Below are 23,264 nucleotides of genomic sequence, written 5' to 3'. Positions count from 1 at the left end.
TTCGCGAGACCGGCCCCTCGACACTTCGCTCACGAGCGAAACGTGGGCGCGAAAATCTCAGTGATCGTGCCCGTGGCTTCGCGCCGGCGCATTCGCCGTTCAGCAGCGCCGCCAGGTCGGCTTCCTGCACCGCCGCCGCACCGGCGATCACGCGCTGCTCCAGCGCGTCCCAAAATAATTCGATATGGTTGACAAAAATACAACCCCATGAGTTCGAACATGCCCTCCCTGTTGCTTCGCAACGTGCGCCCCCTGGGTGCTTCTGCGGTCGATGTGCGCGTGCACGACGGCCGCATTGCCGAGATCGGCGCGGCACTCGCCGCACCGGCCGGCGCCACCCTGGAAGAAGGCGAGGGCGCCTTGCTGCTGCCCGGCCTCGTCGAAGGCCACACCCACCTCGACAAGACGATGTGGGGCATGGACTGGTACCGCAACGAGGTCGGCACGAACCTCACCGACAAGATCGAGAACGAGCGCGCTTTCCGCCACGCCAGCGGCCATGACGCCGCCGCCCAGTCGCTGGTGCTCGCCAAGGCCTTTCTCGCGCTCGGCACCACGCGCTTGCGCACGCATGTCGACGTCGACACCCAGGCCGGCCTGCGCCACCTCGAAGGCACGCTGCGCACGCGCGAGACGCTGCGCGAGGTGCAGCAAATCCAGGTCGTCGCCTTTCCGCAGTCGGGCCTGCTCGGGCGCGCCGGCACGGCCGAGCTGCTCGACCAGTCGCTGGCGATGGGCGCCGACGTGCTCGGCGGCCTCGACCCCTGCGCCATCGACGGCGACCCCGTGAAGTCGCTCGACGTGCTCTTCGGCATTGCCCACAAGCACCAGCGCCCGCTCGACATCCACCTGCACGAGCCCGGCGCCATGGGCGCCTTCTCGCTCGACCTGATCCTGCAGCGCACCGAGGCGCTCGGCATGCAGGGCAAGGTGGCGATCAGCCACGGCTTCTGTTTGGGCGACCTGACCGAACGCGAGCGCGATGTGCTGCTCGCGCGCATGGCGAAGCTCGGCGTGGTGCTCGTCACCAGCGCGCCGCCTTCGCGCAGCGTGCCGCCGCTCATGGCGTGCCGCGCGGCCGGCGTGACGGTGCTCGGCGGCAACGACGGCATCCGCGACACCTGGTCGCCCTACGGCAACCCCGACATGCTCGAGCGCGCCATGCTCATCGGCCTTCGCTACAACCTGCGCCGCGACGACGAGCTCGACGTCGCGCTCGACACTGTCACCCACGCCGGCGCGCGCGGCTGCGGCTTCGCGGCCTACGGGCTCGACGTGGGTTGCCGCGCCGACCTCGTGCTGGTCGACGCGCAAACGACTGCACAGGCCGTGGTGAGCCGCCCGGTGCGCCGGCTCGTGGTGTCGGGCGGCCGCGTGGTCGCGCGCCACGGCACGCTCGTGCCCGCATGAGCCGCGCTGCATTCGACAGCTCGCGCACCTGCGCGGGTCCGGTCTTCTTCGCCTGCGTGGTCGTGCTCGTCGCGCTCAACCTGCGCGCCTTTCTCACGTCGAGCAGCCCCTTGCTCGAACCGATCCGCGCCGCGACCGGCATCGGCTTTCACGCGGTCGCGCTGCTCACCGTGCTGCCGATGTTCGCGATGGGCGCGGTGTCGCTGTCGGGCGCGGCCGTGGGCCAGCGGCTGGGTGCGCGCGGCGGCATTGCGCTCGGGCTCGGCGCCATCGCGCTGGCCTGCGCCGGCCGCTATGTGGCAGGCGGCGCTGCGGCGCTGCTGTGGAGCGCCGCGCTCGCGGGCGCGGGCGTGGGGCTGGTGCAGGCGCTCATGCCCGGCGTGGTCAAGCAGGCCTACCCCGCGCGGCTGGGCCTCATGACCGGGCTCTACTCGGCCGCCATCATGGGCGGCGGCGGGCTCGGCGCCATGGCCAGCCCGTGGCTCGCGCGCGCCGTGGGCGGCGATGCGCAGCTCGACTGGCACGCCGGCCTCGCGATGTGGGCGGTGCTCGCGGTCGCGGCGCTGGTGGCGTGGCTGCGCGGTGCGCGGCAGCTGCCTTCTGCGTCGTCATCCGCGCGCGGCACCGCCGACCCCTCGCTCGATCGCGCCTGGCTGCGCTGCTTCGGCCATCGCCGCGCGTGGCTGCTGGCCCTGTGCTTTGGCCTCATCAACGGCGGCTACACCAGCCTCGTCGCGTGGCTGCCGCATTACTTTCATGCCGAGCGCGGCTGGACGGCGCAGCAGGGCGGCGCCGTGCTCGCGCTCATGACGCTGGCGCAGGTCGTCGGCGCGCTGACCTTGCCGTCGCTCGCGCGGCGCGGCGGCCAGCGCGACCTGCGGCCCTGGCTGGCCGGCGCGCTGCTGGCGCAGCTCGCGGGCTTTGCCGCACTCGGGCTCGCGCTGCCCGTGCCGGCGGCGCTCATCGCCGTCGTGCTCGGCGTCGGCCTGGGCGGTGCGTTCTCGCTGTGCATGGTGCTCGCACTCGACCACCGGCCCGACCCCGCGCAGGCCGGTGCGCTCGCGGGCTTCATGCAGGGCGTGGGCTTCATGATCGCGGCGCTCGCGCCCTTCGTCACCGGCTGGGTGCGTGAGCAGACCGGCGGCTTCACCATGGCCTGGGCCTACCTGGCCGCGGTTGCCGTGTTGCTGCTGCCCGCCGTGCTGCGCTTCGACCCGCGCCGCTACGCCAGCGCCACCGACGGCCTGTTCGACGCGAAGGTTGCACCCGCGCTGTGCCCCATCGACCAAGCCCGCAAGGCCTGAGACAGGAGATCGACGTCGGGGTGCTATGCCGCAGCAGCGTCGCCGCGCTGCGCCGCTTCGAACTCGGCGCGGTTGAACAGGCCGAAGTACAGAACGTCGTGCCACTGCAGCCCGAGCGGATATTCCGTCGCGCGGCTGCGCGTGCTGTCGCAGTCGTCGTCGAAGCGCAGCCCGAAGAACGCATCGAGCGGCGCCGCCTGCTTGGTTGCACCGGCCTCGCGCAGCAACTGCGCCGCCGCCGCGATGTCTTGCGACAGCGCGTCGAGCGCGGCGCCGGCTTGCTGACAGCGCGCGAGTTCTTGCTCCACGCAGGCCCGCAGCGGGGCTTCTTCCGACTCGGACATGGTGTCGAGCTCGACCGTCTCCAGCAGCAGATGCTCGTCGCGGTGGGTTTCAAGAAAAGCCAGGGTGTCGTCCAACCACTTCGGCAGTTGCGTCGAGCCCGTCGCGGGTGTTGTCGCTGCGGGTGCGACAGCCGCAGGCGGCGCCTTCGATGCGGCGGACGGCGAGAACCAGCCCTTGAGCTGGTCGATGAACGACGTGGCCTTTGGCGCCGCCGCAGGTGCCGTGGGCGGAGCGGCGGGCGATGGCGTCGGCGCTTGCGTTGCCAGAAACCGCACCATCTCGATGAAGCGCTTCACCCGCGCAAAGCCCGGTTCGAAGTTGCTGCTGATCGCGTACAGCTTCACCTTCTCGTCCGCCTCGTCGTCATCGAGCCCATCGGCAATCAGCGACGCGCACAGCTGCGGATCGCCCGACATCAGCAGCCGGTACATGAACGGCACGTCGTAGTTCCACTCGGACACGCCCGAGATCGTTTCGGGCCGGTCCGCGTACGACGTGGGCCGGTTGCTGAGGCTGTACAGGTAAGAGCGATTGGCCATGGGTCCAAAGTGTGAATGGCGGCTGCAGTGTGAGCGCGGCGCCGTGACAAGAATGAAGAAGTGCCGCTCCTTGCGAAGCGGCCTTCGGCCGGGTCGTCAGATTCTGCCCGCGCCAGATTTACACTGCGCCCCATGCAAGGAAAGCAAGGAAAAGGCGACGTTCAGCGCGGTCTGCAGCCCGTGGTGGAGCTGCGGTCGGAAGGCGCGTCGTACCTGTATTCCGTGCGCGCGCCGCGCTCGAAGGGCGTGATTCCGCCCAGCTCTTACAGCCACACCGGCTTTGCCAGCGTCGCCGATTGCCTGCGCGACATTGCCCGCGCACTCGGGGGCAACTTCAATCGCATCTACGTTCGCCTCGAAGGCCACTGCGTCGGCGAACGCGACATGGCCGAGCTGCGCAAGGCGCCGGATGCCGTCGCGGCGGAACTGCAGGCCATGTGCCGCGCAGTGATTGCCGAGCAGCAGAAAAAGCAAAAAGAAGAACACAGCAAAGCCGCAACGCCGCGCGGGTAGCCGCGCGAAGCGAAGAGGGCGCTTGCCGCTGTCGCCCGCTTACTGCGCCACGTTCACGATGGTCGCCTGCATCATCGCCACCACCTTGTAATCCGTGTCGCCCGCCTTCGCGAAGGCACGCACTTCGCCCGTGCACACCGCGAGCAGCTTGCCCGCGCTCTGCACCCGGCCGACCGCCAGGAAGCGCTCGCCCAGCGCCGGCCGCATGAAGTTGATCTTGAACTCCGCCGTCACCACGTCGCAGCCCTGCGGCGCTTTCGTCAGCCCCGCGTAGCCGCAGGCGCTGTCGACGATGCTCGTCACGGCGCCCGCATGCACATAGCCGCGCTGCTGCGACAGCGCCTTCGAGAACGGCATCTCGATGTGCACCTCGCCATCGCCCACATGCGCCAGCCGCGCGCCGAGCGTGGCCATCAGGCCCTGTGCGTTGAAGCTGTCGGAGATGCGGGTGTGGAGGTCGGTCATGGCTGACGAGGGAAAAGAAGCAGAAGAAAAAGGGCGCCGGTCGTGGCGCCCCGAGGGGTTGCTGCATTCTGCCGCGCGGTCGCGCCGCCTCACGCCCGACCCCAAAGCCTCAATCCCACGCCGGCGACAGCCCTTGCGGATCGGTCAGCCGCTCGCCGCGGTCGAGCGCCGCGATCTGCGCCATCTCGGCCTCGGTCAGCGTCAGTTGCTGCGCCTTCAGGTTGCTCTCGAGGTTCACGCGCTTCGTCGACGACGGAATCACCGCGTAGCCCAGTTGCATTGCCCAGGCCAGCACCACCTGCGCGGGCGTGGCGCCGTGCGCCGTGGCAATCGCGCCGATCACCGGGTCGTTCAGCACCTTGCCATAGGCCAGTGTCATGTACGACGTGATGCGGATGTTGTGGCTCTGCGCGAAGGCCGCCACCTTGCGGTTCTGCAGGTAGGGGTGCAGCTCGATCTGGTTCGTCGCAATGGCCGGTGCGCCCACGGCGGCAATGGCCTCCTGCATCAGCGCGATGTTGAAGTTCGACACGCCGATCTGCTTCGTGAGCCCCAGCGCCGTGGCCTCGGCCAGCGCGCCCATGAACTCCGCCACCGGCACCGCGTTGCCGGGCGAGGGCCAGTGGATCAGCGTCAGGTCCACATGGTCGGTGCGCAGCTTGGCGAGGCTGTCTTTCAGGCTCGGCACCAGCTTGTCTTTGGCGTAGTGGTCGGTCCAGATCTTGGTGGTGATGAACAGGTCGCTGCGGGCCACGCCGCTTTCGGCAATCGCCTGGCCCACCTCGGCTTCGTTGCCGTAGATCTGCGCCGTGTCGATCGTGCGGTAGCCCAGGTCGAGGCCGTTCTTCACCGAGTCGATCACCACCTGGCCCTGTAGGCGGAAGGTGCCGAGGCCGAAGGCGGGAATGGGGGTGTTGATGTTGTTCGTGGTCATGTGGGTCCTTGGGGATGAATGGGTTCAGTTCGAGGAATGCCGCGGAACCGGCTTTGCCGGGCCGCTGGCGTTGCCCCCTGCAAGGGGGTTGGCGAAGCGACACGAAGTGCGCGAAGACTGGGGGTTAGCGTCAAGCCATCCGCTCCACTGCGTGAGGGCCAGAGAGATCAGCACGACGAGTGCGCCGATCCAGGGCGTGTGCATCAGCCCGAGGTGCGTCACGATCAACCCGCCGACCCAGGCCGCGCCCGCAATGCCCAGGTTGAAGGCCGCGATGTTCAGGCCCGAGGCCACGTCCACCGCCTGCGGCGTGAAGCGTTCGGCCTGCTTCACCACGTACACCTGCAGCCCCGGCACGTTGCCGAACGCCACCGCGCCCCACATCAGCACCGCCACCAGCGCCAGCCACTTGTGCGGCGCCGCGAAGTTGAAGACCAGCAGCACGGCCGCCAGCAGCGCAAAGATGATCTTCAGCGCCGGAATCGGACCCAGCCGGTCGGCCAGCTTGCCGCCCCAGATGTTGCCCACCGCCACCGAGATGCCGTACACCAGCATCACCCAGCCCACTGCGCCGGCGCTGAAGCCCGACACGTCGGTGAGGATCGGCGCCAGGAACGTGAACGGAATGAACGAGCCGCCGTAGCCGATGGCCGTCTTGGCATACACCAGCAGCAGGCGCGGCTCGGCCAGCACCTTCGCTTGCTGCGCCAGCGAGGCCGGCGGCGTGTGGCGGATGTTGCCCGGCACGAAGATCCAGCTGCCGATGAAGGCGACCACGCCCAGCGCCGACACCGCCAGGAAAGTCTCGCGCCAGCCGAAGTGCTGCCCGATGAACGTGCCCAGCGGCACACCCGTGACCAGCGCCACCGTGAGGCCCGTGAACATGATCGCGATGGCGCTCGCCGCCTTGTCCTTCGGCACCAGGCCGGTGGCAATGGTCGAGCCGATCGAGAAGAACACCCCGTGCGCCAGCCCCGTGAGCACGCGGGCGGCAATCAGCGATTCATAGCTGGGCGCCTGCCACGCCAGCAGATTGCCGACCGTGAACAGCGCCATCAACCCGAGCAGCAGCGCCTTGCGCGGCAGCTTGCCCGTGAGGGCCGTGAGCACCGGCGCGCCAATGGCAACGCCCAGCGCATAGAGGCTGACCAGCAGGCCGGCCGAGGGAAGGCCGATGCCGAGGTCGGCAGCGACGGTGGGGAGGAGGCCAACGATGACGAACTCGGTCGTTCCGATGGCGAAGGCGCTGAGGGTCAGCGCGAGTAAGGCGATTGGCATGAGAGCACTCCTTCTGGGATGAGGAGGAGTGTCTTGCGGTTACCTTTGCGGATAAATGGGGTTGAAGTCAGAAGATACTTGATCTGTGGGCAAATATTCTTGCGAATCTGATGTGCTCAAAGAGTGATTGAAAGCCTCGAATGAAAAGACCGCCCAACACATGCGGGTTGCTCCCAGGAGCACGTAATCCCGAGCCGCGTTCTCGCAAGTGGCACGTACTATCGTTGTATGGCTCCTGGTGTCTTATTTGCCAACGCGCAACCAAATAGGGCGCACCAAAGATGTAAGACCGGGTTTAGAAGATCACTCGTGTTCGCTAGAGGACCGTGGGAATGAGAGATTTGTGAGACTTCATGACTGAAACGAATAGGCATGGCCTGCCACGACACATTCCAGCTGACGTAAAACGAGCAGTACGGCAAGCCTGCGGTTTTGGGTGCGTCGTGTGTGGGTCCGCAATCGTTGAATACGAACATGTGGATCCTCCGTTTGCTTGGGCAACTGAGCACGACGCTCGTAGCATCGCGCTGCTATGTCCCCAATGTCATGCGAAGGTCACGCGAAAGTTCATGACGAAAGCGACGGTTGCTGACGCAATGAAAGCGCCTATTTGCCGAAATCAGGGTTATGCGAGCGAAGTCTTCTCACTCGGAAAAGTGGCTCCAGTGCTGGTGTTTGGTGGAACCACGTTGCACGAGTGTCCGGTTCCAATTGAAGTACGCGGCACCCCCTTATTTCGTGTACTTCCGGGCGAAGAAGCTGGGGCGCCTTTTCGGCTGTCAGGTACTTTTCATGACGGGGCAGGAACGCCAAGTCTTGAAATCGTTGAAAACGAGTGGCGTCCTCACACAAGCAACTGGGATGTCGAAGCAGTGGGCGGCGTAATTACTGTTCGCCAAGGTCCCGGTGACATATCTCTTCGTTTGCGGGTGGAGCTGCCTGAGCGATTGGTCGTTGAACGTCTCGATATGTATTTGGGCGGCTACCGAATCGTTGGCGATCCGCAGAACCTCAATATCTCTACTCCGGGAGGTGGAAGCATGACGCTAACGGGCGGAATGGTCTCCCGGTGTCAAGTTGGGCTGAGCTTGGGTTAGAGGACGGCGTTGCCAGCGAAATGCGGCGAATCTCAGAGTAGGCGGTACATGCTTGATCTTGAGTCGCCAAGAAAATCGAGGCGGGGAGCGACTTTCCTCGCCGAGCGACAGCGATGGGGTCGCCACTAGCTGGCCGTCGATATACTGCCGCGTCGCGCGAAAAGAAGCGCGACCGGGTTTGGAAGCCCGTTCGAAACTCTGCGACGAAAGCCGCAGTCACTGCACAGGGTCTGCGGCTTTTTCGTTCGCGCGCCAGTTTTTGGCGGCTCGGACGGGAGGGCGCGAGCCCTGCCGGTTTCTTGCAAGAGTTTCCCGGTCTTCCAACCCGTTCGAGCTGCCGCCCCCGTTTGGAAGCGGGTGCGGCGGTTGTAGCAAACCGAAATTCTTGGAGGCCTCTCATGGCTGAAGCTGCATCCGTGCGCGGGCAATCGCCCACTCGGCACTCCCCCGCATTTCCCTCTCTCGACGACCTCGCCCTGCAAGCCTGCGACGACGCCGACAACCTCAACGCTGTAATGCGTGCCTACACAGCGCTAGAAAAGCTCGTTGACACCAGCGCGCTGAACGACAGCGAAGAGCTCGCCCCCACCCGCACTGAACTGAGCGCCTTGCTGCGCCTGCTCAACGAAGCGTTGATGACGCGCATCGCCACCGTCAACGCAACCGCCGGTGCCGTGCGCGATGCGCTGCAAGTGCAGCCCTCGCTCAAGCCGGCTTAACCCGCGGCGGCCGGCGTGAGGCCGCTGCATTGCTACCGGCCGCAACCCCCTACGCCGCCTTCGGCTCCGGCAACACCGCCGTCAACGCAAAGTCCACCAGCATCAACCACGTCTCTTCGAGCCCGGTGATGTTGTGGTGGTCCGAGTTCGACACGGTCTGCACGCTCACGGGCGCGCGCTGACCGGCTACGCTGCGCATCCCGTTCGCTTTCCAGCGTTCTCTCTTCTCCACGACAAAGCCGATGCCAGTTGCGCCCATTGCCGCCGACGACAGCAACAACAACAAACCCGAAGAGGCCACCTTCATTTCCGCCGCCTGGACCCGACTGCGCGACATGGTCGCAGCGCGAACCCCTGCGGACGGCCGCACCGACGTGCTGTACCCGGGCCTGCGCTGCTACCGCTTCTCGCACCCGATCCGCTACGAGAAAACCCAGCGCCTCACGCCGGGCGTGGTGGTGGTCTTGCAGGGCCGCAAGACCGCGCACCTCGGCGGCGGCCGTTCGCTGGCCTACGGCGCCATGCAATGCCTGGTGCTCGGGGCCGAGGTCGCGTGCCTCGGCACGGTCGTCGGGGCGAGCGCCGCGGCGCCGTACCTGGCCATTCATCTGGACCTGCCGCCCGACGTGCTGGTCAAGTCGGTCCTCGCACTGGCCGAAGGCGGTGATGCGCTGCCGGCCGAGCGCGCCCGCGTGCGAGAGCACTTCACGGCGCCGGTGGAGCCGGAGGTGGTCGAGGCCTTCGCCCGCCTGCTGCTGGCGGCCGATGACCCGGTGGACCGCCGCACGCTCGCGCCGCTGGCCGTCGAGGAGATCGTGCTGCGGCTGCTGCGCTCCGAGGCCGCCGCCGCCATTCGCAGCGCGAGCGCGGTCACCAAGGCCGGCGCCCGCATACAGACGGCCATCGGGTTCATGCGCCGCCATCTGGGCCGGCCGCTGTCGGTGGCCGAGATCGCGAGCCACGTCCACATGAGCCCTTCGCACTTCGCGCACAGCTTTCGCGAGGTGGCCGGCGTCACGCCGATGCGCTGCATTCGCGACCTGCGCCTGGAAGAGGCGCGCTCGCTGATGCTGGGCGCCGGGCTGCGCCCCGGCGATGCGGCTGCCCAGGTGGGATTCGAGAGCGCGGCGCATTTCAACCGCGCGTTTCGCAGACGGTTCGAGACGACGCCTGCGGAGTACGTGCGGCGCATGCAGGCGGCGTGATGCCTGGGTGACCCCGGCATGGCTGCCTGCGTCCTTCGCAGCCATGGTCAATTTCTTCGCAGCTTCGTGCCTAGGCGCGGGGGAGGGGGCTGGCTAACCTGCCTGCTCTCTCTTTTCATTCATTGAATCAACCAGCCAACGCGAAGAAGAAATGTCCATGGACCCGATCAACGTCATCATCACTTTCGAAGCCAAGCCCGAGCGCGCGTCTGCGTTCGCGGAACTCATGAACCAGGTCAAGCAATCGCTGCCATCGGCGGATGGGTGCCGGGGCGTGCGGCTGTTCGGTCGCAGCGACAACGACTGCGTTTTCACGCTGGTCGAATCGTGGGCGTCGCAGGCACACCACCAAGCGCATATTGTGGGCGCAGTGGCGTCGGGGGCTTGGGATGCGCTGGCAGGGGAGTTGGCGCGGGAGCCTGTCAGCTGCTATTGCCGGGAGCTTTGAGGGGCGGGGTGGCAGGTAGGCAGCTTCAGTCCTTCAGCATCGGGATAGAGCTGGATCGAAGCGAAGTCGTTGCGCTCGCCAAATTTTCCGACTGGCGAGCGGTACGCCCTTGAGAACGTTTCTATGGGAAGGTCGGTGCGAAACAGCGTGCGCAGCGCTCTCGCCGTGTGGGTCGCGCGCCGCTCAGCCAACGCCTTTGCCTTGCTGGTTACAGGGCCGGACGCGCCGGTTTCCACCGACGCGCCTGTGTACAGGGGAAAGGCTGCGTACGAGCGGTTCAGCCATTCCGCGAATGGTGGATGACCTGCGACCGGTTCAGTTCCGCCGAGCCGGGTTCGAAGCTGATCTGGGTCTGCACGATGTAGCTGCAAGCGGCCACCGGTCTTGCGGTCAGGATCAGTGACAGCAGAGCGACGGCTCGACCCTTCATCGTCTTTGATCCAGCGGGTTGTAGAGAGGGTCTCCCATTTGGCACGGGCACTCGTGCGGGCAGGCTGGCAAGAATTCGATGTCGACGCGCTTCACCAAGTCGCGGCTTTCCTCGGGAACGGGAATGGCTGCGACATATCCTTTGGAGGGAAGTTCGACTTTGGGCACGTCAAACTGCAAATCCTCCTTGAGGACTCGCGCGACATTTCTGGCGCGCTGCAGGCCGAGCTTGCTTCCATCGTGCTCACCGAACGCCGCCTGCGTTGTCATGAAGATGGCTTCGCGATTGGGATACCTCGCGCGCAGTGAGGCGGTCCAATTGGCTAGCTTGAAGACTTCCTTTGCGGGGAGCGCGGCAGAGTTCCGTTCGAAGACAACGCCAATGCTCTTGATGGGGCTGCAGGCCAACACGACTGGCGCGAACAGCAGGGCAAGAGACGCCACGAAGTGGCGCAAAAAAGATCGCTGATTGCTCTTCATTTCGATGCGTTTGCGTCAACGCCAAGAACGTAGGCGGCAATGCTGTCTGCATTGACCCGAAGTGCCGCCGAATTCTCTTTGTTGACATGGTCCCTTGAGTTGATCGTGCCGTACCAAGTGTCGTTTGAGCTGAAGGTGTCATCGAAATGCGTCACTTCGTGGATCAAGGTCAAAAGTCGGGAGTCGCCGTCGAAGACCTTGTCCGTTCCGAAGACGACCCTGTGGTCGTATGTGAACTCACAAAACGGCAACGCAATCGCAATGGTGTGAGTCGCAACATCAGGCTTGCATACGGCTGCGACGGTCCCCACCCCGTTATCCAAAACGCAGGTGAGCAATTTTCCGCCTGCGGTGAAGCGAACAAAGTTCTTCGCTCCCAGCCCTTGAAGGACACGAACGCATGCGGCCAAGCCCTTCTGCAGATGCTCGCGTGTGCCCTGGTCGGCGATGCCAAACCACGTTGCCACGCGCGCCTGGGCTTCCTTGTCCCAGCGCTCCAACTCGGGGAGCCGTTGCTTCGTGATGTAGCTGACGGCCAGATCCCGCAGTTTCAGTGTTGCCGTCGCGAACTGTTTGTTCGTCATGTTCGGACAGATGTTCTCGGTCTGCTCGGCCTCTGGCGGATGCGTGACGGCATCGTCCACCACCTTCTTGAACGCGGCCATCTCGAAACCAGAGCTCGTCGTGGCCGCCAGCGGGATCGACGTTGCCGCGCTCGACACGGCGCTCGCCGCACGCGTGTCCATGTCCTCGTAGGTCGCCGATTGCTGCAGTACGGAAAGCAGAGGCTGCGGCACGGGGCAGTGGCAGATCACCACGTCGCCTTCCAGCGCCGCCTCCGTGATGAACTGCGGGCGGCGCGGTCCTCCCGCCTTGGCGATGATGCCGACACTGTTGCACCCCTCGCAGTAAGCCCTGCCACCGATCAGCGCCACGCGATGGCCGTACAGATCGAACATCGGACCGTCGTAGGGCAGCACGCGGCCGCCGGCTGCCGGCGGGTCGCCGACCACAAGAATTCTTCGCATCATCCTGAACCTCCCAGTTGTGTCTGGGAGTTGTAGAAGGATGCGGTCTTCGACACTGTGGCCCAGTGTCAACCGGCTTCGGATTTAGTCACGCTACCCGCCGGTTTTTGGCCTTCGGGCGGCCAGGCGGCCGAAAAATTCCTGGGTGCTTGCGCGCCCTGCGTCCCCTACGCCGCCTTCGGCTCCGGCAACACCGCCGTCAACGCAAAGTCCACCAGCATTAGCCACGTCTCTTCCAGCCCGGTGATGTTGTGGTGGTCCGAGTTCGACACGGTCTGCACGCTCACGGGCGTGGGCCAGGCGGCGATGAGTTTTTCAGAGCGTTCGTGCGGCACCACGTCGTCCTTCGCGGCAAGCAGCACCTGGGTCTTGGCGGCGACTTCCTTGCTGTGCTCGATGGAGTTGAAGCGGTGCCGCAGCAACAGCGACAGCGGCACGAGCGGAAAGCGCTTCTTCGCAACTTCGAGCAGCGAGTCGTACGGGGTGACGAGCTGCAGGCTCTCGAATTTCTGCTGCGCCACGAGCTGGATGGCGACGCCGGTACCGAGGCTGCGGCCGACGACGTGCAGGCGCGCATTCGGAAAGGCGCGGCGCAGGTGGTTGGCGAACTGGGCGGCGTCGGCCACGGAGGCGATTTCGGAAGGCGCGCCCTCCGAGTCGGCCACGCCCCGGTAGTTGACCGCCGCAAAGCCGAAGCCCTCGGGCAGCCAGTGCAGCATCTGCGCGGTGGCGCGCACGTCTTCGCCGCGGCCGGCGAAGTAGATGAACAAATCTTGCAGCGCGTCTTCGCCCTGCGGGTGGTACACGTAGCCGCGCACCATGCCGCCCGGCACGGGGTGCGAGTAGGTCGAGAAATCTTCCGACAGATGCACCACGGGCAGCTTGCGGGCGTTGAACAGAATGTGGCCCTGTCGCGTGGCGAGCAGGGTCCAGTAGGCGGCCAGGCTGCCAATGACGGCGGCCGAGGCCGACAGGGCAATGCGTGCAATCTTGGCTTGGGTCTTCGGCTGCAAATCAGGGCTCCCGGAAAAGTGGCTGCGTGGCACCGCAAGGGCAGGGCCCAGCCAGTGCAAAACGCGCAAGGGGCGTAGTTTCACCGCGTTCGCAAGGCGCTGCGTTGCGAGGTGTATGACGGTACCGCGCGGCGCGCTGGCCGGGGGCTGAAGATAATCCGGACATGATCGCTCTCGACTGCTACTACAGCCTTTCCTCGCCCTGGGCCTACCTCGGCGGCCCGCAACTGCAAGACATCGTGCGCCGCCACCATGTGCAGCTCACGCTCAAGCCCTACGACTTCCAGGCGGTGGTGCCGCAGACCGGCGGCATTCCGCTGAAGACGCGCCCCGAGCCGCGCCGCACGTACCACGCGCTGGAGCTGTCGCGCTGGCGCGATTACCTCGGCCTGCCGATGAACCTGGAGCCGGCGCACTACCCGAAGGGCGCGGCGACCGATCCGAACTGGAACAAGTACCCCGGCTGGATGGTGATTGCCGCCCAGCTGCAGGGCCTCGACGCGCAGCCGCTGTCGCACGCGCTGCTGCGCGCGCTGTGGGCCGAAGAGCGCGACACGGCGCAGGCCGACGTGCGCATCGCCATCGCCGACGAAACCGGCTACGACGGTGCGGCGCTGCAGGCGCTGGAGCAGTCGGCCGAAGTGCTGGCCGTGTACCGCGCGAACAGCGCCGACGCGGTGGCGGCGGGCGTGTTCGGCGCGCCCACGTTCATCCTGAACGGCGAGCGCTTCTGGGGACAAGACCGCCTGGCGTTCCTCGACCGGGCGCTGGACAAGCTGCGCGCCGGCGGCTGAGCGACAGCCTCTTCCTTTTCCTTTCTCTTCAGGCGAACGAGCGCGGCAGCAGCGCGGGAATGAGCGAGCGGTTCAGCCGCTCGCGCCACCAGCGCAGCGCCTGGCCTTGCGCGCCGGTCTTCCACGCGAGCCAGAAGGCTTCGGGCGTGCGCGGTTCCTCGGTCGGCAGTTCGACCAGCGTGCCGCGCGACAGCTCGCCGGCGATGCAGGCGCGCGGCAGAAAACCGTGGCCCAGTCCGGCGACCTGGCAGGCGACCTTGGCAGCCATCGACGGCACGGTGATGCGCGGCTGGCCGGCCATGAGGCCGACGGTGCGGTCCGACAGGATGCGCGCGGTGTCGCCGACGACGATGGCGTTGCAGTCGATGAGGTCGCCGCGCTGCACGGGGCGCGTCAGCCGCGTGAGCGGGTGGGTGGGCGCCACGCAGAAGGCGAATTCGAGGTTGCCGACGGCCGCGGTCTGGTAGCCGCCGCCGGCAGGGCCTTCGCCCGCGGCCACCACGATGTCGGCGCGGCCCTCGCGCAGCGCCTCCCAGCTGCCGGTGAGCGCCTCGCAGCCGATGCGCAGCCGCGTGCCGCAGCGCAGGTCTTCAAAGGCGCGGATGTCGCTCATGAAGGCCTCGGTGGGAATGAGCGAGTCGTGCACCAGCCGCAGCTCCGACTCGTAGCCGGTGGCAATCTGCCGCATGCGCGATTCGAGGTCGCTCGCGGCGCCGAGCAGCCAACGGCCTTCCTTGAGCATTTCTTCGCCGGCCCCGGTGAGGGTCACGCGCGGGCCGTTGCGCTCGAACAGCAGCATGCCGAGTTGCTCTTCGAGCTTGCCGACGGCGTACGAGATGGTGGAAGGCACCTTGTTCAGCCGCGTCGCGGCGGCGGCAAAGGAGCCGTGGCGCGCGATGGCGTCGACGACCTCGATGGCTTCCAGGGTGAGCTTGAGCACGGGGCGTTCCTCGCAAAAAGGAATGATCGAAAACTTCGATCATTGATGGTGAAAAGTTTCGTCGAACGCTGGGGTTTCGACGCCGATGATTGCGTTCATGCCAAGGGAAATTACTTCCGGCGGCAACAGTGAATGCCATCGATTATATAACCAACCCCAGGAGTTTTTCCATGACCAAGCAAGCCACCCCCGTCGCCACCGCCACCGCCGGTTCCCAGCTGCTCACCCCCACCGACCACACGCTGGTGATGATCGACTTCCAGTCGCAGATGGCCTTTGCCACGCACTCGATCGACGCCGTCAACCTGCGCAACAACGCCGCGCTGGTGGCGCAGGCGGCGGCCGGCTTCAAGGTGTCGACCATCCTCACGACGGTGGCCGAAAAGAGCTTCTCGGGTCCGATGTTCAGCGAGATCACCGATGCCTTCCCCGGCCAGAAGATGCTCGACCGCACCTCGATGAACACCTGGGAAGACGCAGCCGTGATCGACCGCGTGAACGAAATCGGCAAGCCGCGCATCGTGCTGGCCGGCCTGTGGACCAGCGTGTGCATCGTGGGCCCGGCACTGTCGGCGCTTGACCAGGGCTTCGAGGTGTACGTGATTGCCGACGCCAGCGGCGACGTGTCGACCGAGGCGCACAACCGCGCGATGGAGCGCATGGTGCAGGCCGGCGCGCGCCCGATGACCTCGCTGCAATACCTGCTCGAGCTGCAGCGCGACTGGGCGCGTGGCGACACGTACGAGCTGACGACCGGCATCGCGAAGAAGGTGGGCGGCGCGTACGGTTTGGGCGTGACCTACGCCAAGACCATGTTCGGCGCCCACGAAGGCTGAGCGCCAGAGCACCCGGAAGGCCGACCGACCATGAAGACCTATGTCGTTTCCCTTGCACTCGGCCTGCTGGTCGGCGTGATCTACGCGCTCTTCCAGGTGCGCTCGCCGGCGCCGCCGGTGATCGCCCTGGTGGGCCTGCTGGGCATCCTGCTGGGCGAACAGATTCCGCCGCTGGTGCGGCAGGTGTTCGACCGGCCGGCCGCCACTTCGTGGCTGCATCACCAGGTCAAGCCGCACGTGTTCGGCGAGCTGCCAACGTGCGTGCAGCCCGACGCGGTGAAGACCGCCGCCGCCCGCGCAACGGACCGGAGCGACGCATGAGCGCGCAAGACCCGCAACGCCGTCAATTTCTCGGTACCCTCGGCGCCCTCGGCGCTTTTGCAGCCACTTCCCTCGCACCCGCATCGACCATGGCCCACACCGAAAACTCCACCCCCGACCTCATCCTGCGCAACGGTCGCTTCACCACGCTGGACCGCGCCAATCCCACGGCCGACGCGGTGGCGATCAAGGACGGCCGCTTCACCCGCGTGGGCCGCGCCGAAGACGTGCTGCCGCTGGCCGGCAGCCACACCCGCGTGATCGACCTGCAGGGCAAGCGCGTGCTGCCGGGGCTCATCGACAACCACCTGCACATCATTCGCGGCGGGCTCAACTACAACATGGAGCTGCGCTGGGACGGCGTGAAGAGCCTGGCCGATGCGATGGGCATGCTCAGGCGCCAGGTGGCGATCACGCCCGCGCCGCAGTGGGTGCGCGTGGTGGGCGGCTTCACCGAGCACCAGTTTGTCGAGAAGCGCCTGCCGACCCTGGCCGAGCTGAACGCCGTGGCGCCCGACACGCCGGTGTTCATCCTGCATCTGTACGATCGCGCGCTGCTCAACGGCGCCGCGCTGCGCGCCGTGGGCTACACCAAGGACACGCCCGCGCCGCCCGGCGGCGAAATCGTGCGCGACAGCGCCGGCAACCCGACCGGTCTGCTGCTGGCCAAGCCGAACGCGGCCATCCTCTACGCCACGCTGGCCAAGGGGCCGAAGCTGCCGTTCGACTACCAGCTCAATTCCACGCGCCACTTCATGCGCGAACTCAACCGCCTGGGCGTGACCGGCGCCATCGACGCGGGCGGCGGCAACCAGAACTTCCCCGACGACTACGAAGTGATCCGCAAGCTGCACGACGACGGGCAGCTCACGATCCGCCTGGCCTACAACCTGTTCACGCAGAAGCCCAAGGCCGAGAAGGACGACTTCCTGAACTGGACGGCCAACTCGACCTACAAGCAGGGCGACGACTATTTCCGCCACAACGGCGCGGGTGAGATGCTGGTGTTCTCGGCGGCCGACTTCGAAGACTTTCGCCAGCCGCGCCCCGAGATGGCGCCCGAGATGGAAGGCGATCTCGAAGGCGTGGTGCGCATCCTGGCGCAGAACCGCTGGCCCTGGCGCATGCACGCGACCTACGACGAAACCATCAGCCGTTCGCTCGACGTGTTCGAGAAGGTCAACAAGGACACGCCGCTGGCGGGCCTGAACTGGTTCTTCGACCATGCCGAGACGATTTCCGAAAAGTCGATGGACCGCATCGCCGCGCTCGGCGGCGGCGTGGCGGTGCAGCACCGCATGGCCTACCAGGGCGAGTACTTCGTCGAGCGCTACGGCCCCGGCGCGGCCGAAGCCACGCCGCCGGTCAAGCGCATGCTCGAACGCGGCCTGAAGGTCTCGGCCGGCACCGACGCGACGCGCGTGGCCTCGTACAACCCGTGGGTGTCGCTGTCGTGGCTGGTCACGGGCAAGACGGTGGGCGGCATGCAGCTGTACCCGCAGCGCAACTGCCTGGACCGCGAGGCCGCGCTGCGCATGTGGACCGAGAACGTCACCTGGTTCTCGAACGAAGAAGGCAAGAAGGGCCGCATCGAGGCTGGCCAGCTCGCCGACCTGGTGGTGCCCGACCGCGATTTCTTCGCCTGCGCCGAATCGGAGATTGCCGACACGACCGCGCTGCTCACGATGGTGGGCGGCAAGGTGGTCTACGGCGCCGGCCCGTTCGCCGCGCACGACGAAGGCAGCGTGCCGCCCGCCATGCCCGACTGGTCGCCCGCGCGCACCTTCGGCGGCTATGCCGGCTGGGCCGACACCGCCGAAGGCGCGCCGTTGCAGAAGGTGATGCGCAACGCCGCAGCGGCCTGCGCCTGCGCCAACGACTGCAACGTGCACGGCCACCAGCACGCGACGGCATGGAGCAGCAAGCTGCCCATCGCCGACCTGAAGAGCTTCTGGGGCGCGCTGGGTTGCGCCTGCTGGGCGGTGTGATGAAGACGATGCACTGGACCCTGACGCCCGCCGTGCGCTGGATCGCCTTGCTGCTGCTGTGCGCGGCCTACCTGCAGGGCGGCCTGAACAAGGCGATGGACTTCAACGCCGCCATCGGCGAGATGAACCACTTCGGCCTGTCGCCGGCCGGCCCGCTGGCCGTGGCGGTGATCGTGCTGGAGCTGGGCGCCGCGGCGCTCATCCTCATCGGCTTCTGGCGCTGGCTTGGCGCGCTCGCACTGGGCGCCTTCACGCTGATGGCGACTTTTGTCGCGCTGCGCTTCTGGGAAATGCCGGTGGGCCCCGAGCGCTTCATGGCCGCGAACTCTTTCTTCGAACACCTGGGCCTGGTCGGCGGCTTCGTGCTTGTCGCCTGGCTCGACCTCAAGGAGCGCCAGGATGACTGAGCCTCAAAAATCCGCCGGCGCCTTCGCGCCGCTGCGCCAGCCGGTCTTCGCGGTGCTGTGGGGCGCCACGGTGCTGGGCAACATCGGCAGCTTCATGCGCGACGTGGCCAGCTCGTGGCTGGTGACCGACCTGTCGGCCAGCCCGACGGCGGTGGCGCTGATCCAGACGGCGGCGACGCTGCCGATCTTTCTGCTGGCGATTCCGGCGGGCGTGCTCTCGGACATCCTCGACCGGCGGCGCTTTCTGATCTTCGTGCAGGTGATGCTGGGCGCGGTGAGCGGCACGCTGCTGGTGCTCTCGCACACCGGTTCGCTCACGGTCGAATATTTGGTCGCGCTGACCTTCGTTGGCGGCATCGGCGCGGCGCTGATGGGGCCGACCTGGCAGTCGATCGTGCCGGAGCTGGTGCCGCGCAGCGAGCTGAAGGGCGCGGTGGCGCTCAACTCGCTGGGCATCAACATCGCGCGCTCCATCGGGCCGGCGGCGGGCGGGCTGATCCTCGCGAGCTTCGGCGCGGCCGCCACCTACGGGCTCGACGTGCTGAGCTACGTGTTCGTGATCGCGGCGCTGCTGTGGTGGAAGCGGCCGGCGGCGGTCGACAGCGGGCTGTCCGAGAACTTCTTCGGCGCGTTCCGTGCGGGCATCCGCTACACGCGGGCCAGCAAGGAGCTGCACGTGGTGCTGCTGCGCGCGGCGGTGTTCTTTTTGTTTGCGAGCTCGGTGTGGGCGCTGCTGCCGCTGGTGGCGCGCCAGATGCTCGGCGGCACGGCGAGCTTCTACGGCATCCTGCTCGGCGCGGTGGGCGCGGGCGCCATCGGCGGCGCGCTGGTGATGCCGCGGCTGCGTGCGCGGCTCGATGCCGACGGCATGCTGTTGCTGGCTTCGCTGCTCACGGCCGCGGTGATGGGCGCGCTGGTGTTCGCGCCGCCGCAATGGCTGGCGGTGCCGATGCTGGGCGTGCTCGGCTTGGGCTGGATCATTGCGCTGACCACGCTCAACGGGGTGGCCCAGTCGATCCTGCCGAACTGGGTGCGCGGGCGCGGGCTGGCCGTGTACCTCACGGTGTTCAACGGCGCGATGGCGGCCGGCAGCCTCGGTTGGGGCCTGATCGCGCAGCAGATCGGCGTGCCGGCCACGCTGGTGGCGGGCGCAGTCGGCCTGGTGGTGATGGGCCTGGTGTTCCACCGCGTGCGGCTGCCCGCCGGCGAGGCCGACCTGCAGGCCTCGAACCACTGGCCCGAACCGCTGCTGGCCGAGCCTGTGGCGCACGACCGCGGCCCCGTGATGATCCAGGTCGAGTACCGCATCCGCAAGGAAGACCGGCCGGCGTTCATGGAGGCGATGAAGAAGCTCTCGCTCGAGCGCCGCCGTGACGGTGCCTACGCCTGGGGCGTGCACGAGCACACGACCGACGCCGAGCGCGTGATGGAGTGGTTCCTCGTGGAATCGTGGGCCGAGCACCTGCGCCAGCACCACCGCGTGTCGCAGGCCGATGCCGACCTGCAGGCCGAGGCGCTGCGCTTTCACATCGGCCCGGGCAAGCCCGAGGTGCACCACTTCCTGGCGCTCTGAGCGGCGCGGATTCTGCTTTCTCTTTTCCCTTCAACCTCTCGCCAACCTCAAGGAAAAACCATGACCACACTGACCCTTCGCGACGGCACCGAGCTCTATTACAAGGACTGGGGCAGCGGCCAGCCGATTCTTTTCAGCCACGGCTGGCCGCTGAGCGCCGACATGTGGGACGCCCAGATGCTGTTCTTTGCCGAGCGCGGCTACCGCGTCATTGCGTTCGACCGCCGCGGTTTCGGCCGGTCGAGCCAGCCCTGGACCGGCTACGACTACGACACCTTCGCCGACGACATCGCCGAGCTCATCGAAACGCTCGACCTGAAAAACGTGATCCTGGCGGGCTTCTCGATGGGCGGCGGCGACGTCACGCGCTACATCGCACGCAAAGGCAGCGCGCGCGTGGCCAAGCTCGCGCTCATCAGCGCGGTGACGCCGCTGTTCATGAAGACGCCCGACCATCCCGTGGGCCCCGAGGCCTCGCTGTTCGCGGGCATCCGCGCCGGGCTGGCCGCCGACCGGCCGCAGTTCCTCGACGACTTCAGCACGCTGTTCTACGGCACCAACCGCCCGGGCGCGAAGGTGTCGCAGGGCGTGTTCAAGCAGACGCTGCAGATCGCGCTGCAGGCTTCCATCAAGGCCACCATCGACTGCGTGACGGCGTTCTCCGAGACCGACTTCCGCCCCGACATGGCGAAGATCGACGTGCCCACGCTGGTCATCCACGGCGACGACGACCAGGTCGTGCCCTTCGAGGCCACGGGCAAGCTCGCGGCCGAAATGATCCAGGGCAGCCAGCTCAAGGTGTACGCCGGCGCGCCGCACGCCACCTGCAACACGCACGCGGCGCAGGTCAACGCCGACCTGCTGGCGTTCATCCAGGGCTGAGGCCACTGAGACGGGGTGTGCCGAAAGGGCCGCGCGCTGCGGCCCTTTCGGCGCGAAGGGCGGCGCCGGTGGCGATAATCCGGCGATGCGAATCCGCTTTACCAAGATGCAGGGAGCCGGCAACGATTTCGTCGTGCTCGACGAAACGCGCGGCACGCTGGGCCTCAGCGCCGCGCAGTACCGCTTCCTGGCCGACCGCCATTTCGGCGTCGGCGCCGACCAGATCCTCACGGTGCGCCCGTCGCCCGCTGCAGGCATCGACTTCCAGTACGTGATCCACAACGCCGACGGCGGCGAGGTGGAGCAGTGCGGCAACGGGGCGCGTTGTTTCATGCGCTTCGTGAGCGAGCACGGCCTGACCGACAAGAAAGACGTGCGCGTGCAGACGCTGGCCGGCGTGATCGAACCCCGCATGGGCGACGACGGCCGCGTGACGGTCGACATGGGCGCCCCGGTCTTCGAGCCGGCGCGCGTGCCCTTCGACCCGGCCGGGCTCGACCCGCAGCCCGAAGGTGCGTGGCAGACCTGGCACCTGGCACTGGGCACCCGGGCCGGCAGCGCTATCGTTTCGGTCGCGGTGCTGTCGATGGGCAACCCGCACGCGGTGCAGGTGGTCGACAACGTCGACACCGCGCCTGTGGCCGAGCAGGGCCCGCAGATCGAACACCACCCGCGCTTTCCGCAGCGCGTGAACGCGGGCTTCATGCAGGTGGTCGACCGGTCGAACATCAAGCTGCGGGTGTTCGAGCGCGGTGCCGGCGAAACGCTGGCCTGCGGCACGGGCGCCTGCGCCGCAGTGGTGGCGGGCATTCGCCTGGGGCTGCTGGATTCCCGCGTCGACGTGCAGACGCACGGCGGCATTCTCACGATCGAGTGGCAGGGCGACGGCCGGCCGGTGCTCATGACAGGACCGGCCACGACGGTGTTCGAGGGCGAGATCGACGTGCCCGACATTTCGGAACAGCCATGACCCACTTCACCCACGACAACAACGCCATGAACCCGATCACCGAAGACGACATCGCGAACTACCTGTCGAACACGCCCGACTTCTTCGAACGCCACGCCCAGTTGCTGGCGCAGGTGCAGCTCACCAGCCCGCACGGCAACCGCGCCGTGAGCCTGCAGGAGCGCCAGGCCGAGATGCTGCGCGAGAAGATCAAGGCGCTGGAGCACCGCCTGATGGACATGGTGCGCCACGGCACCGAAAACGTGGTCATCGCCGACCGCCTGCAGCGCTGGACCAAGGGCCTCCTGACCACGCGCGACCCGCGCAGCCTGCCGTACCGCATCGCGGTCGACCTGCAGTCGCTGTTCCTGGTGCCGCAAACGGCCATCAAGGTGTGGGACTGCGGCACCGAGTACCTGAACGAAGCCTATGCCCAGTGGGTGAGCGACGACGTGAAGGCGCTGGCCACCTCGCTCACTTCGCCGTATTGCGGGCTCAACTCGGGCTTCGAGGCGGCCAACTGGCTGCCCGAGCCGACCGGCGCCGCATCGATCGCGCTGATTCCGCTGCGCGCCGACGCCGAATCGCCGGCCTTCGGCTTGCTGGTGCTGGCCTCGCCGGACGCGCAGCGCTTCAACGCCGAAATGGGCACGGACTTTCTCGAGCGCATCGCCGAGCTGTCGTCGGGCGCGCTGTCGCGGCTGCGCCCTTGAGCGGTCCCAGCCGTCCCGCGCGACGCGGGTGGCGCCGCCGGCCCTGGCTGGCCGGCCTGTGCGCGGTCTTGCTGGCCGGCGTGCTCACGTATGTCGCCATCGCGGGCGTGATCTGGCAGCGTGCCGAGGCCGCACTGGCCGGCCCGCTGCCGCGCGTGGCCGACGTGGCGCTGGTGCTGGGCAACCGCGCCTACCTCGACGGCAAGCCGAACCCCTGCCTCACGGGCCGGGTCGACCAGGGCATCGTGCTGGCGCGCGCCGGTCGCGTGCAGACGCTGGTGTTCTCGGGCGGCATCGATGTCGAAGACGGCCGCATCGAAGCCGAGGTGATGCGCGACCACGCCACGGCCGAGGGCTACACGGGGCCGATGGTGCTGGAGTCGGTGTCGTCGTCCACGCGCGCCAACCTGTCGCTGTCGCGCACGGTGCTCGAAGCCAACGGCGTGCGCAGCGTGATCATCGTGTCGGAGCCGTACCACCTGTGGCGCATCGAGCGCCTGGTGCGTGCCAGCGGCTTCGACCAGGCCTTCGACGTGCAGTACGCCGCCGCGCCCACCTCGTGCTGGCGCCGCTGGGGCATGCTGTTCAAGGGCGCATTGCGTGAGCCGGCGGCCATCGTGAACAATGCATCGCTCGGCTATCTGTTCTAGCTAA

The 23,264-nt window shown here is 67.2% G+C and carries 27 protein-coding genes; 17 read left to right on the top strand and 10 right to left on the bottom strand.

Annotated features, from left to right (window positions below):
- Positions 1 to 219 precede the first annotated feature (219 nt).
- Positions 220 to 1,410 carry an amidohydrolase family protein gene (locus GFK26_RS02370; protein ID WP_153280681.1) on the top strand — a complete coding sequence of 397 codons (1,191 nt, stop codon included), beginning with the start codon at positions 220 to 222 and terminating at the stop codon, positions 1,408 to 1,410.
- Complete coding sequence (locus GFK26_RS02365; RefSeq protein WP_153280680.1) at positions 1,407 to 2,714, top strand: cyanate transporter; 1,308 nt, start codon at positions 1,407 to 1,409, stop codon at positions 2,712 to 2,714. The genes GFK26_RS02370 and GFK26_RS02365 overlap by 4 nt, the downstream gene beginning before the upstream one ends.
- Positions 2,715 to 2,737: 23 nt before the next feature.
- Here the strand turns inward: GFK26_RS02365 and GFK26_RS02360 are convergent, their stop codons facing one another.
- Positions 2,738 to 3,598, bottom strand: a complete 861-nt coding sequence (locus tag GFK26_RS02360; RefSeq protein WP_153280679.1) for a hypothetical protein — start codon at positions 3,596 to 3,598, stop codon at positions 2,738 to 2,740.
- A 60-nt stretch (positions 3,599 to 3,658) separates the two neighbouring features.
- Between GFK26_RS02360 and GFK26_RS02355 the strand changes: the two genes are divergently transcribed.
- The gene (locus GFK26_RS02355) at positions 3,659 to 4,111 is read left to right on the top strand and encodes a hypothetical protein (RefSeq protein ID WP_228121877.1); all 453 of its coding nucleotides are present in this window, start codon (positions 3,659 to 3,661) and stop codon (positions 4,109 to 4,111) included.
- 39 nt (positions 4,112 to 4,150) lie between these two features.
- Here the strand turns inward: GFK26_RS02355 and GFK26_RS02350 are convergent, their stop codons facing one another.
- From GFK26_RS02350 to GFK26_RS02340, 3 genes are all read right to left on the bottom strand, one after another.
- Positions 4,151 to 4,576 (bottom strand): PaaI family thioesterase, encoded by a 426-nt coding sequence (locus GFK26_RS02350; RefSeq protein WP_153280678.1) that lies wholly within the window; start codon positions 4,574 to 4,576, stop codon positions 4,151 to 4,153.
- Positions 4,577 to 4,685: 109 nt separating this feature from the next.
- Positions 4,686 to 5,510, bottom strand: coding sequence for a 2,5-didehydrogluconate reductase DkgB (gene dkgB, locus GFK26_RS02345; protein WP_153280677.1), 825 nt, complete (start codon positions 5,508 to 5,510; stop codon positions 4,686 to 4,688).
- A gap of 24 nt (positions 5,511 to 5,534) precedes the next feature.
- Complete coding sequence (locus GFK26_RS02340; protein ID WP_228121876.1) at positions 5,535 to 6,788, bottom strand: MFS transporter; 1,254 nt, start codon at positions 6,786 to 6,788, stop codon at positions 5,535 to 5,537.
- A gap of 569 nt (positions 6,789 to 7,357) precedes the next feature.
- Here GFK26_RS02340 and GFK26_RS02335 point away from each other — a divergent pair.
- Positions 7,358 to 7,885 (top strand): hypothetical protein, encoded by a 528-nt coding sequence (locus GFK26_RS02335; RefSeq protein ID WP_153280676.1) that lies wholly within the window; start codon positions 7,358 to 7,360, stop codon positions 7,883 to 7,885.
- A gap of 398 nt (positions 7,886 to 8,283) precedes the next feature.
- Entirely contained in the window at positions 8,284 to 8,604 is a 321-nt protein-coding gene (locus tag GFK26_RS02330) for a hypothetical protein (RefSeq protein WP_153280675.1), read from the top strand.
- 49 nt (positions 8,605 to 8,653) lie between these two features.
- On the opposite strand, the gene GFK26_RS02325 is transcribed toward GFK26_RS02330, so the two are convergent.
- A complete protein-coding gene (locus GFK26_RS02325; RefSeq protein ID WP_228121875.1) occupies positions 8,654 to 8,803 on the bottom strand; it encodes a hypothetical protein in 150 nt (49 codons plus the stop codon).
- A gap of 43 nt (positions 8,804 to 8,846) precedes the next feature.
- Here GFK26_RS02325 and GFK26_RS02320 point away from each other — a divergent pair, with 43 nt between their 5' ends.
- Both GFK26_RS02320 and GFK26_RS02315 read left to right on the top strand, forming a co-directional pair.
- A complete protein-coding gene (locus tag GFK26_RS02320; protein ID WP_153280674.1) occupies positions 8,847 to 9,809 on the top strand; it encodes an AraC family transcriptional regulator in 963 nt (320 codons plus the stop codon).
- 157 nt (positions 9,810 to 9,966) lie between these two features.
- Complete coding sequence (locus tag GFK26_RS02315) at positions 9,967 to 10,257, top strand: putative quinol monooxygenase (RefSeq protein ID WP_153280673.1); 291 nt, start codon at positions 9,967 to 9,969, stop codon at positions 10,255 to 10,257.
- 277 nt (positions 10,258 to 10,534) lie between these two features.
- On the opposite strand, the gene GFK26_RS02310 is transcribed toward GFK26_RS02315, so the two are convergent.
- From GFK26_RS02310 to GFK26_RS02295, 4 genes are all read right to left on the bottom strand, one after another.
- Positions 10,535 to 10,687 (bottom strand): hypothetical protein, encoded by a 153-nt coding sequence (locus GFK26_RS02310; protein ID WP_153280672.1) that lies wholly within the window; start codon positions 10,685 to 10,687, stop codon positions 10,535 to 10,537.
- Complete coding sequence (locus tag GFK26_RS02305) at positions 10,684 to 11,166, bottom strand: hypothetical protein (protein ID WP_153280671.1); 483 nt, start codon at positions 11,164 to 11,166, stop codon at positions 10,684 to 10,686. Before GFK26_RS02305 ends, GFK26_RS02310 begins: the two co-directional genes overlap by 4 nt.
- Positions 11,163 to 12,197 (bottom strand): M35 family metallo-endopeptidase, encoded by a 1,035-nt coding sequence (locus tag GFK26_RS02300; RefSeq protein ID WP_153280670.1) that lies wholly within the window; start codon positions 12,195 to 12,197, stop codon positions 11,163 to 11,165. Before GFK26_RS02300 ends, GFK26_RS02305 begins: the two co-directional genes overlap by 4 nt.
- Positions 12,198 to 12,361: 164 nt before the next feature.
- A complete protein-coding gene (locus GFK26_RS02295; RefSeq protein WP_194274008.1) occupies positions 12,362 to 13,207 on the bottom strand; it encodes an alpha/beta hydrolase in 846 nt (281 codons plus the stop codon).
- Positions 13,208 to 13,371: 164 nt separating this feature from the next.
- Between GFK26_RS02295 and GFK26_RS02290 the strand changes: the two genes are divergently transcribed.
- Complete coding sequence (locus GFK26_RS02290) at positions 13,372 to 14,001, top strand: 2-hydroxychromene-2-carboxylate isomerase (RefSeq protein ID WP_153280669.1); 630 nt, start codon at positions 13,372 to 13,374, stop codon at positions 13,999 to 14,001.
- 28 nt (positions 14,002 to 14,029) lie between these two features.
- Here the strand turns inward: GFK26_RS02290 and GFK26_RS02285 are convergent, their stop codons facing one another.
- Positions 14,030 to 14,941, bottom strand: a complete 912-nt coding sequence (locus GFK26_RS02285; protein ID WP_153280668.1) for a LysR family transcriptional regulator — start codon at positions 14,939 to 14,941, stop codon at positions 14,030 to 14,032.
- Positions 14,942 to 15,111: 170 nt separating this feature from the next.
- Here GFK26_RS02285 and GFK26_RS02280 point away from each other — a divergent pair, with 170 nt between their 5' ends.
- The 9 genes from GFK26_RS02280 (at position 15,112) to GFK26_RS02240 (ending at position 23,260) form a co-directional block, all read left to right on the top strand.
- Positions 15,112 to 15,777 carry a hydrolase gene (locus GFK26_RS02280; RefSeq protein ID WP_153280667.1) on the top strand — a complete coding sequence of 222 codons (666 nt, stop codon included), beginning with the start codon at positions 15,112 to 15,114 and terminating at the stop codon, positions 15,775 to 15,777.
- A 30-nt stretch (positions 15,778 to 15,807) separates the two neighbouring features.
- On the top strand, positions 15,808 to 16,098 hold the full coding sequence (locus GFK26_RS02275; RefSeq protein ID WP_153280666.1) for a DUF1427 family protein: 291 nt from the start codon (positions 15,808 to 15,810) through the stop codon (positions 16,096 to 16,098).
- 89 nt (positions 16,099 to 16,187) lie between these two features.
- The gene (locus GFK26_RS02270; protein WP_153285827.1) at positions 16,188 to 18,086 is read left to right on the top strand and encodes an amidohydrolase; all 1,899 of its coding nucleotides are present in this window, start codon (positions 16,188 to 16,190) and stop codon (positions 18,084 to 18,086) included.
- A gap of 8 nt (positions 18,087 to 18,094) precedes the next feature.
- Positions 18,095 to 18,493: a DoxX family protein gene (locus GFK26_RS02265; protein WP_153280665.1), complete on the top strand. Its 399-nt coding sequence runs from the start codon at positions 18,095 to 18,097 to the stop codon at positions 18,491 to 18,493.
- Positions 18,486 to 20,066, top strand: coding sequence for an MFS transporter (locus GFK26_RS02260; protein ID WP_153280664.1), 1,581 nt, complete (start codon positions 18,486 to 18,488; stop codon positions 20,064 to 20,066). The genes GFK26_RS02265 and GFK26_RS02260 overlap by 8 nt, the downstream gene beginning before the upstream one ends.
- Positions 20,067 to 20,126: 60 nt before the next feature.
- Positions 20,127 to 20,948: an alpha/beta fold hydrolase gene (locus GFK26_RS02255; RefSeq protein WP_153280663.1), complete on the top strand. Its 822-nt coding sequence runs from the start codon at positions 20,127 to 20,129 to the stop codon at positions 20,946 to 20,948.
- Between the two features lie 85 nt (positions 20,949 to 21,033).
- Positions 21,034 to 21,918 (top strand): diaminopimelate epimerase, encoded by an 885-nt coding sequence (dapF, locus tag GFK26_RS02250; protein ID WP_153280662.1) that lies wholly within the window; start codon positions 21,034 to 21,036, stop codon positions 21,916 to 21,918.
- Positions 21,915 to 22,610 (top strand): DUF484 family protein, encoded by a 696-nt coding sequence (locus tag GFK26_RS02245; RefSeq protein ID WP_153280661.1) that lies wholly within the window; start codon positions 21,915 to 21,917, stop codon positions 22,608 to 22,610. The genes dapF and GFK26_RS02245 overlap by 4 nt, the downstream gene beginning before the upstream one ends.
- Positions 22,607 to 23,260: a YdcF family protein gene (locus tag GFK26_RS02240; protein WP_228121874.1), complete on the top strand. Its 654-nt coding sequence runs from the start codon at positions 22,607 to 22,609 to the stop codon at positions 23,258 to 23,260. The genes GFK26_RS02245 and GFK26_RS02240 overlap by 4 nt, the downstream gene beginning before the upstream one ends.
- Positions 23,261 to 23,264 lie beyond the last annotated feature (4 nt).

It is taken from the genome of Variovorax paradoxus (genome assembly GCF_009498455.1).
Lineage (GTDB): Bacteria > Pseudomonadota > Gammaproteobacteria > Burkholderiales > Burkholderiaceae_C > Variovorax > Variovorax paradoxus_H.
Note: the sequence above shows the minus strand (reverse complement) of the source record. Positions and strands in the feature narration are given on the sequence as shown.

Excerpts from the sequence above, each read along its gene's own strand:
- GFK26_RS02370 (WP_153280681.1), top strand. The coding sequence starts at position 220 with ATGCCCTCCCTGTTGCTTCGCAACGTGCGCCCCCTGGGTGCTTCTGCG.
- GFK26_RS02305 (WP_153280671.1), bottom strand. The coding sequence starts at position 11,166 with ATGAAGAGCAATCAGCGATCTTTTTTGCGCCACTTCGTGGCGTCTCTT.
- GFK26_RS02280 (WP_153280667.1), top strand. The coding sequence starts at position 15,112 with ATGACCAAGCAAGCCACCCCCGTCGCCACCGCCACCGCCGGTTCCCAG.
- GFK26_RS02340 (WP_228121876.1), bottom strand. The coding sequence starts at position 6,788 with ATGCCAATCGCCTTACTCGCGCTGACCCTCAGCGCCTTCGCCATCGGA.
- GFK26_RS02260 (WP_153280664.1), top strand. The coding sequence starts at position 18,486 with ATGACTGAGCCTCAAAAATCCGCCGGCGCCTTCGCGCCGCTGCGCCAG.
- GFK26_RS02365 (WP_153280680.1), top strand. The coding sequence starts at position 1,407 with ATGAGCCGCGCTGCATTCGACAGCTCGCGCACCTGCGCGGGTCCGGTC.
- GFK26_RS02320 (WP_153280674.1), top strand. The coding sequence starts at position 8,847 with ATGCCAGTTGCGCCCATTGCCGCCGACGACAGCAACAACAACAAACCC.
- GFK26_RS02310 (WP_153280672.1), bottom strand. The coding sequence starts at position 10,687 with ATGAAGGGTCGAGCCGTCGCTCTGCTGTCACTGATCCTGACCGCAAGA.
- GFK26_RS02300 (WP_153280670.1), bottom strand. The coding sequence starts at position 12,197 with ATGATGCGAAGAATTCTTGTGGTCGGCGACCCGCCGGCAGCCGGCGGC.
- dapF (WP_153280662.1), top strand. The coding sequence starts at position 21,034 with ATGCGAATCCGCTTTACCAAGATGCAGGGAGCCGGCAACGATTTCGTC.
- GFK26_RS02270 (WP_153285827.1), top strand. The coding sequence starts at position 16,188 with ATGGCCCACACCGAAAACTCCACCCCCGACCTCATCCTGCGCAACGGT.
- GFK26_RS02255 (WP_153280663.1), top strand. The coding sequence starts at position 20,127 with ATGACCACACTGACCCTTCGCGACGGCACCGAGCTCTATTACAAGGAC.
- GFK26_RS02245 (WP_153280661.1), top strand. The coding sequence starts at position 21,915 with ATGACCCACTTCACCCACGACAACAACGCCATGAACCCGATCACCGAA.
- GFK26_RS02360 (WP_153280679.1), bottom strand. The coding sequence starts at position 3,598 with ATGGCCAATCGCTCTTACCTGTACAGCCTCAGCAACCGGCCCACGTCG.
- GFK26_RS02330 (WP_153280675.1), top strand. The coding sequence starts at position 8,284 with ATGGCTGAAGCTGCATCCGTGCGCGGGCAATCGCCCACTCGGCACTCC.
- GFK26_RS02265 (WP_153280665.1), top strand. The coding sequence starts at position 18,095 with ATGCACTGGACCCTGACGCCCGCCGTGCGCTGGATCGCCTTGCTGCTG.
- GFK26_RS02290 (WP_153280669.1), top strand. The coding sequence starts at position 13,372 with ATGATCGCTCTCGACTGCTACTACAGCCTTTCCTCGCCCTGGGCCTAC.
- dkgB (WP_153280677.1), bottom strand. The coding sequence starts at position 5,510 with ATGACCACGAACAACATCAACACCCCCATTCCCGCCTTCGGCCTCGGC.
- GFK26_RS02275 (WP_153280666.1), top strand. The coding sequence starts at position 15,808 with ATGAAGACCTATGTCGTTTCCCTTGCACTCGGCCTGCTGGTCGGCGTG.
- GFK26_RS02350 (WP_153280678.1), bottom strand. The coding sequence starts at position 4,576 with ATGACCGACCTCCACACCCGCATCTCCGACAGCTTCAACGCACAGGGC.
- GFK26_RS02315 (WP_153280673.1), top strand. The coding sequence starts at position 9,967 with ATGGACCCGATCAACGTCATCATCACTTTCGAAGCCAAGCCCGAGCGC.
- GFK26_RS02335 (WP_153280676.1), top strand. The coding sequence starts at position 7,358 with ATGACGAAAGCGACGGTTGCTGACGCAATGAAAGCGCCTATTTGCCGA.
- GFK26_RS02325 (WP_228121875.1), bottom strand. The coding sequence starts at position 8,803 with ATGCGCAGCGTAGCCGGTCAGCGCGCGCCCGTGAGCGTGCAGACCGTG.